The 8,149-nt window shown below is 37.3% G+C and carries 4 protein-coding genes; all 4 read right to left on the bottom strand.

The window, feature by feature from the left end; translation table 11 throughout:
- Positions 1-148 precede the first annotated feature (148 nt).
- On the bottom strand, positions 149-1,042 hold the full coding sequence (locus JIV24_RS21585; protein ID WP_200467166.1) for a radical SAM protein: 894 nt from the start codon (positions 1,040-1,042) through the stop codon (positions 149-151).
- A 36-nt stretch (positions 1,043-1,078) separates the two neighbouring features.
- The gene (locus JIV24_RS21580; RefSeq protein ID WP_200467165.1) at positions 1,079-2,635 is read right to left on the bottom strand and encodes a tetratricopeptide repeat protein; all 1,557 of its coding nucleotides are present in this window, start codon (positions 2,633-2,635) and stop codon (positions 1,079-1,081) included.
- Positions 2,586-3,563, bottom strand: a complete 978-nt coding sequence (locus JIV24_RS21575; RefSeq protein ID WP_200467164.1) for a PorP/SprF family type IX secretion system membrane protein — start codon at positions 3,561-3,563, stop codon at positions 2,586-2,588. Before JIV24_RS21575 ends, JIV24_RS21580 begins: the two co-directional genes overlap by 50 nt.
- 11 nt (positions 3,564-3,574) lie before the next feature.
- The coding region (locus tag JIV24_RS21570; protein ID WP_200467163.1) for a tandem-95 repeat protein at positions 3,575-8,149 on the bottom strand (4,575 nt) is incomplete at its 5' end.

The raw sequence follows: 8,149 nt of genomic DNA, 5'->3' as shown, positions 1-8,149 counted from the left end.
TATTAAAAGCAATAGGCTTGAAAATCCCTCCGAAAATTTTGCAGTAGCGAATGAAAATGTAGTGGCACAAACCACTATATCTCTTGTTATTCGTCTAGCTATCAGTAACTATGGAATTTTATCTGTCGAACTCGGGAGTAGAACGTTATTACAAATATCTACTCTCATTTAAATGTGGTTTGGGAACATGAATGGTGTGCTCAATAATGTTGTCAAGTTGATTGAGGAATTTATCTTTATCTCGATTTAATCCTCCTTTAAATACAAGGTAGTTTGATGCATGGTCGCTTCTGAAAACAGTACTGTGTAACTCTAAATTTTCAAGTAAAAGGCGCATTTCTTTTAGCATCTCTAGTTGAGATAAAGGTTCGAAAGGAGCTTTTAGTTGCTTGCTAAAGTGCTCATATCCGTAAGGGAAGGAGATAACTAATAAAGCCAATAGATCAGGTTGAATAATATTAAGGAGTTTTGCTGAATTGATAGCGTGAGCTTTCGAATGTAACCTACCTCCTAATCCATTTAATATCATTACAGATAACTTAAGACCAGCCTTCTTTGCTTTTAAAGCAGCTAGAGCTTGTTCCTCCGATGTTGTTCCTTTGTTCATCAATGATAACACATCGTTATCGCCCGATTCTAATCCAATGTACAGCAAATCTAAGCCGGCACTTTTGAGTTCTTCGAGCTGGCTTAATGTAAATTTGTTTAATTCTCGTGAAGAAGCATAAGTTGAAATACGTTTTGCTTTAATGAAGTGCTTCTTAAGTAATTGAATAGTTTCAAGTATTACTGGAAACTCAACCGTAAATAAATCTCCATCACCAATGAAAATTCGATTAGCTGCAGGGTGCATTCCCGAGAGCAAAATTATTTCTTTTCGTAAGGTACTGAGAGGTTTAACTGAGTACTTCTTACTTGTATACATTTCGCAAAAATAGCAGTTGTTCCATTTGCAACCATGTGTTACCTGAAGGATTACTGAATTCGCCTCTGATGGTGGGCGGAATACGGGCTCGTGATACACTAAAAATGACTCGTTCATTGCCGCAAAAGTAATAAAAGACCTGTGATAAAAGGGTCACTTTTCTTTCATCCCAATATTTAATTTTAACACATCATATTTTTGCAATTGCTCTGGCGTTAGAACTCCCTTAAAGTCAGAGTAGAGCTTGCGCTTAACTTCAAACGTATATTTTTTATCTTTTTTTAGATAGCAGTTAAATTTCCCGGATTTATTCGTTTTGACGGTCATAATAACGCCTGTTTCAGCATCGGTAATGTTAATAAAAGCATTCGGTAATAGGGTAGAATCAATTTCACTATGAACTGTTGCTTCAATGATGCAATAAGAGAGTGGACGTATAAGCTGAAGAGCATAGATGTCATCGCCACCTAAGCCACCTTTTCGGTTTGAGGCAAAGAAACCAAAGCGATCGCTCGGGTCTAATACGAGACTAAAATCATCTGCTTGTGTATTAACCGGGTATCCCAAATTAAATGGTAAGGTGTAATTGCCGTTAACAAGTGTTGAGAAAAACAAATCGTAACCACCAACGCCAGGATGCATATCAGATGAAAAATATAGTGTTCCTTTGGTATCTACAAATGGGAATATTTCGTTGCCAGCTGTATTAATCAAACTACCCAGGTTTTTTGCTTGACTTAGAAATCCATTTTTAAGTTCACAGACATATAAATCCATTCCACCAAAACCGCCTGGCATATCTGAAGAAAAATAGATGTATTTACTGTCATTTGTGATATATGCATGAGCAACCGTATACGTTCCCTTTCGTATTGGCAATCGTTTAATGTCTTTTGACCAAGTATCGCCTTCGCTTTGAGCTACGAAAATATCAAGTGTATTAACCTGTTTTGTGTCAAAGTTGGTATTACGCGTAATATATGCCGTTTTAAAATCCTTTGAGAAACAAATTGGACCATCGTTATATTTAGTTTGAAGCTCTTTACTAAAAAGTGAGGCTTCAGTACTTGTTTTATCAACACTATATAAATTAAAGAAAGATTGGCCTGTTTGTACATCACTGTGTTGAGAGATGCCTTTAACAGGTCGATTAGATGTAAAAACCATTTCCTGATTATAGAGCGATGGCCCAAACTCATCGAAACTTGTATTAAAGGTTAAGGGTATTATTTTATATCGGCTTGAATCGCGATAGAGTTCGTTATAATACTCGATGAATGTTGAAGTGGCTAGCTGGTGTGGTAATTTATTTTGCAGATAGTATTTGTGAAAGAACACAGAGGCTTCCTGGTTTTTACCATCCTTTAAAAGCTCTTTAGCTAGTAACAAGTAGATTTGTGTGTCGTAATCTGAATGATCAGCACATTTTTTATACCACTCAATGGCCTTTTCGCTATTATTCATTTTCGAATAAGCTCTGGCTATTTGTGTATAACAATAATAAGTGTGCTGACCTTCATTGGCCAATTTCTTATAGGCATTAATGGCCTTCTTGTAATTAAAACCCTTAAAAAAATCATCAGCCTTCTCAAGATCTTTCGATTGAGAAAAAACTAACTGTGAGGCAATAATGAAGATGAAAATAAATAAAGCCTTCATTTTAGAAATGCCTTGGGTGCTGTACTTTTTCTTTTGTGAAATTAAATTCATAAAGTAACATTATTTCGTGTGTGCCGTTGTTGTAATTGCTTAGTTCATTGGTTGTCATATCGTATCCGTACCCAACTTTAAATTGCTGTGAAAATTGGTACTGTACAATGGCGCCGAAAGAGTTTTCAATTCGGTAAAAGCCTCCAAGCCAAAGTTTTTCTTTCAGCAAAAAATTAAGGTTGATATCCATTGACATTGGAGCTGCCTGGGTAAATCTGGCAAGTATACTTGGTTTGAATTTTACATTCTGATTCAAATCAAAAACATAACCACTTGTCAGAAAATAATGGCGAACCTCTTTACCGCTTTCTCCCAATACCTCTATATCACCATTGTCAAGCTTGTTCTCAAGTAACTTGGGAACCGAAAATCCTGCATAAAATTTATCAGAGTAATAAAATGCTCCAACACCAAAATTAGGTAAAAACTTACTGTAATCGGCACCGCTAAGAGCCGGATCGTCCATAACGCTTCCTGTACTTAAGCTGGTTACGTTGTTTTGGAAGAAATTAAACCCACCTTTTATCCCCAATGATAATTTACTTTTTTCCGTAATTTTTAACCGGTAGGCATAATCAAAGTAGATGCCTGTTTGTTGAGTTGGGTCAAGTTTGTCGTGCATCAATGTAAACCCTAAACCTACATTAGTGCCAACTGCAGTGTGCGCTGTAAGTGTTTGGGTTGATGGGGCTCCTTCGAACCCAACCCATTGATGGCGCGAAAGGGCCATCAGGCTTAAGACTTCTCGAGTGCCGGCATATCCTGGATTATAGGCCAGTGTATTAAACATATACTGTGTGTACATAGGATCTTGTTGAGCACTGGTCTTTTGAGTAAAACTCATTGACAACAAAACACAACAAAGTATAAACTTTAAATAGTCGCTTAGCTTAAGCGATATCTGCTTCTGAATCTTTAAAATCTTCATTGTAATATAAATTATCGCTTAATATATACTGTTCCTTTAATCACTGTACCCGATTGAGATTTAAACACATAGAAATAGGTGCCTTCAGAGAGTTCTTCGCTACCCAAGGTTCCTGAGTTTGATTTTCCATCCCATGTGTTGTCGTAATTAACCATGTGATACACCTGACCTCCCCAACGGTTAAAGATAAATAGTTCATTCGCCTTTAATTCCTCCGAAGTGGCTCCTTTAATAATAAAATAGTCGTTGATGCCATCGCCATTAGGAGTGAAAGTTTCAGGAATGTCGAGTACACGATTAGCACAATCATCAAATGAATCAATTGAATTTGGAATTGCATCATTATCACAATCGCCATACCCTTCTTCGCTATCAAGAACAGTGTCGTTGTCTGAATCCGTATCTAAATAATCAGGTATGCCATCATTGTCCGAGTCAAGAGGTTTATCCTCACATAAGTCGTTAATGTTACCTTCAATCAGGTCAGAAATGCCGTCGTTGTCTGAATCCTCATCTAAATAATCAGGTGTTCCATCCTGGTCACTATCAACATTGTCACCATTGCTATTTTCAGTGGCATCAGGGATATTATCGCTATCTGAATCTAAAGGAATCACATTTGCATAAACTGTGGCTATTTTAGATTCTCCTCCTTGCTCGTCATGCAATATATACTTTATTTCAATTGTTGTACAAAGCGTACCAAAATCAGGTGTAAATTCAAGCGTTGTTTGGTTAAGGATTCTAATAAATCCAGGAATACTTGGTGATTCCGGTGATATTGAGATACTTAAGGCTTCCATCTCGATGTCACTACCCAATTCGGCCAGATTAACCACAGTAGGCGTGCTTTCAATAACATCTAAATGATAATCAACAGCAACAGGATTATCGTTAACCGGGTTAACGGTTATGAAAGCAGTGTCCTGAGCACATTGTTTAGATGAGCCTTTATCACATATTTCATAAACAATTGTGTCATTGCCAAAGAAATTTTCATTTGGTGTATAGGTTATTGTCGGCTCAATATAATCAACTGAATAAGAACCTTGGTTTGGTGCTTTCAAAATCCGCAGACTTGAGTGATTAAGTTCTCCATCAGGATCGCGATCGTTATTCAATGGATTGAAGGATAGTGTGCTGTCTTCTTTTATTTCAAGATAATCGCTATTGGTTATTGGTTTAGCATTTCCAGTTAAGACTGTTATGTTTATAAATGCTTCAGTACACTCTCCGTCAGTATCGCATATCGTAAAACCAAATGCATCTGGACCATAATAATTGTAATCTGGATCGTAAGTGATTCTACCTGTAGTTCCGTTGATTGTAACGTCACCATGACTTGGTTGTTTTTCTTCTTCAGTAGGTATTTCTAAGGTTGATAAATCTAGATTGCCATCTACATCTTCCACAAAATCTAATATATCAATATCAATTGATATATTATCATATGTTTCAACATGGCCATCGATTGCTATTGGGTTATCATTTACCGGTAATACTGTAAATGTAACCGTTGCAGGATGGTCAGGGTCACTAGTTTGACCATCTTCGTCAATAAGTGAATATATGAAACTATCAGCGCCATTAAAATCTTGATTTGGCACGTAATCTATTGTATTATCAGTATTAATTGTAATTGAGCCATTTTTTGGCAGGTTTTGTTCTTCAATAATAATGGTACTTAGGTATATATCATTATCAACATCATTATCATTTTCGAGGATGTTAATCTTTATGCTTTGATCCTCATTTAATGTATATGGAGGATCATCATTAGCTATAGGTGCGTCATTTTCAGGAGTTATTGTAATCTCTACTTCTGCTTCAGAGCAATAATTATCAGTATCACAAATGCGATATATGAGATTATCATTGCCATTTATATTGGCATTTGGTGTATACGTAATGGTGCCATTCATGGTGTTTACTTCTGCAATACCGATGTTTGGAGCTCTAATGATTTCTAATGAAGTATAATCAATGTTATTTTGAGGATCCTCATCATTTTCCAGTACATCAAATGTAGTGGTGGCTGCATCCTCGTTAATGGTATATGAATCTTTATTGGCAATTGGCGCTTCGTTAGAAACAGTAATGGTTATTGTACCCACATTACTATAGGCGCCGCTTAAATCCTGTATTTGTACATTAAATTTGTCTTCGCCTGAGTAAGTATTGTTTGGAGTATACGTGATTTCACCATTGTTAGTATTAACACTATACAATCCATTATCAGGTTCAGACGTAACATCAAGAGTTGAAGGATCTAAGTTATCATCTTCATCACTGGCAAAACTGCTTAAGCTGATTAGTAATGGTTGATTTTCAGGTGTTGAGAATGAACTGTTGTTTATTCGTGGCGAATCATTAATGTTATTAACCGTTATTGTGAATGATTGCTCGGTATAGGTTAAATCATCTTCAGCCCTAATTGTAACACTCAATGGAGAACCAGGAGCCGTCACGTCAGCCTGAAGTGGTGTTCCGGTTAATACAGCTGTGCCATCACCATTATCGGAGAGTGTCATCCAGGTACTGGCCGGATCAGATGGGGTTATTAGTGTTATCACAGGTATATCGCCATCAGCGTCGGTGACTGAGATATTATAGGTGTATACAGCATCTTCGTTTGTTACAGTAATTGGTGAAGAATTAAAGGTTGGTTGTGTATCATTATCGAAAATATCTACAGTAACCTGTGTATTTAAATCATAGAATAAACTGTTACTGGCAGTGTTGTTAACCGCAATAGAAATATTTGCTGATTCGTCAGTTAAATCAACATCTTCAAGAGTGTTAAAACTAACCGTTTGATTGCCATAATTTAAGTTCGTGAGTGTAAGTGTATTGGTTGATAATATAACGTCATCGTTATTGCTTGTTAAATCAATTACAACATCACTTATTGGTTGAGCGCTTAAGGCTATTTCAAATGTATGATCACTGGTTCCTTCGGTTACACTGAATGTTGTAGGAGCAACCATTATGTCGGCAATGTCGTTATCGCTTATGTCAATGGATGCTGAATTAGCTGAGCTTGAAATGATAGTTTTTGTGTTATTCACAGCTGTCATTTCAATTGTAATGTTTTCCAGCCCTTCAACCAAATTATCATTTATGAGGTTAATTGGAATAGTAATAGAGTTGGAGCCATCTGGCATGGTAATGGTTGGGTTTACTGTTTCAAAGTCACTACCCATTGTTGCTGAACCACTAATGCTAAGTGTTATTTCTGTAGCACCTAGTGTAGCTTGTGATGCATTGATTGTGAATTCGCCACTTGTGGCATCTTCTTCGGCATTGACTGTTCCGGAAATAGATAACTCGGCTGCGTCATTATCGTTAACTGTTAGGTTAATAATAGCAGATTGATTGTCAAATGCATCATCACTTGTAGCATTGTTCACTTCAATCACTATTGGATTCATTTCATCAATCAAGTCCACATCTTCTGCAGCTGAGAATGAAATGCTTTGTGCACTCCAATTGGTATTGGTAAAAGTAATTGATGTTGGCGTAAAGCTAATATCACTGTTATCAGATCTGATATCAACAACTACGTTACTGGCTGGTTGTGCTGCCAAGCCTACTGAGAAAGAGTTCCCTGAAGAGCCTTCGTCAATTTCAAATGGCCCTCCTGTTGTTTCTAATCCGGCGGCATCATCGTCTCTGACTGTAAGTCCAATTGTAGCTGTAAGTCCATCGAAAGCATCGTCACTATTGACGTTATCTACATTGATAGTTATGTCGTCAGCTTCACTTAGTAAATCACTGTCTTGCCCTGCAGAAAAGCTAATCTGTTTTTCTGCCCAATCGGCATTAGTAAAGGTAATGCTTGATGGAGAAAAAACAATATCAGGGTTGATACAGCTTATGTCAACTTCAACAAATGTTAATGGTTGCACGGCAAGACCAATATTGAAGGTATGGTTTGAAGTTCCTTCATCGACTGTAAATGGGCCACCGGTAATAACCAGGTCCGGAATGTCGTTGTCAGTAATACTAAGTGTTGTACTGGTATTAGATGCAGCAATGTGGGCATTCGGATTACCAGAAATGCCATCTAGAGTTATTGTTACAGTTTCATCACCTTCTGCTAAATTATCATTTATAATAGTCAAAGGAACAACTACATCACTTGTGTTAGTATCAAGCGTAATGGTGCTGATTGTGAAGTCATCAACAATAAGCGCCGAATTACTTGATGTTGTTACAGTAATAGTAGTAGGAACTGTAAATTGTCTTGAGGTATTGATTGTAAAGGAGCCATTGGCTCCGCCTTCTGTACCGTTAACTGTTGAGGCATCTGTGATGGTTAAGTTGCCGTCACTGTCTGTTATTGTTACCGTCGCGGAATTGCTGCTCCCTATTTCTGCATTTGCATTTGTTTGGGTATTTAAAGTGATGATGACCGTTTCGTTACCTTCGACTAGTGCATCAGTAGTAACTGTTACCGGAATAGTTGCCGAATTAGCTCCAGTGTTCAGGTCAATGGAGGAAGTGATGGTTGAATAATCGGTTCCATTTTGTGCAGTACCACTCACAGTGTAGTTTATCGTTGCCGGGCCTACCAGTGCCGGAGT

Origin of the sequence: Carboxylicivirga marina (assembly GCF_016612505.1) — a bacterium.
Lineage (GTDB): Bacteria > Bacteroidota > Bacteroidia > Bacteroidales > Marinilabiliaceae > Carboxylicivirga > Carboxylicivirga marina.
Note: the sequence above shows the minus strand (reverse complement) of the source record. Positions and strands in the feature narration are given on the sequence as shown.

What these genes read in the sequence shown, in the direction of transcription:
- JIV24_RS21585 (WP_200467166.1), bottom strand. Translation starts at nt 1,042, where the DNA reads ATGAACGAGTCATTTTTAGTGTATCACGAGCCCGTATTCCGCCCACCA.
- JIV24_RS21580 (WP_200467165.1), bottom strand. Translation starts at nt 2,635, where the DNA reads ATGAATTTAATTTCACAAAAGAAAAAGTACAGCACCCAAGGCATTTCT.
- JIV24_RS21575 (WP_200467164.1), bottom strand. Translation starts at nt 3,563, where the DNA reads ATGAAGATTTTAAAGATTCAGAAGCAGATATCGCTTAAGCTAAGCGAC.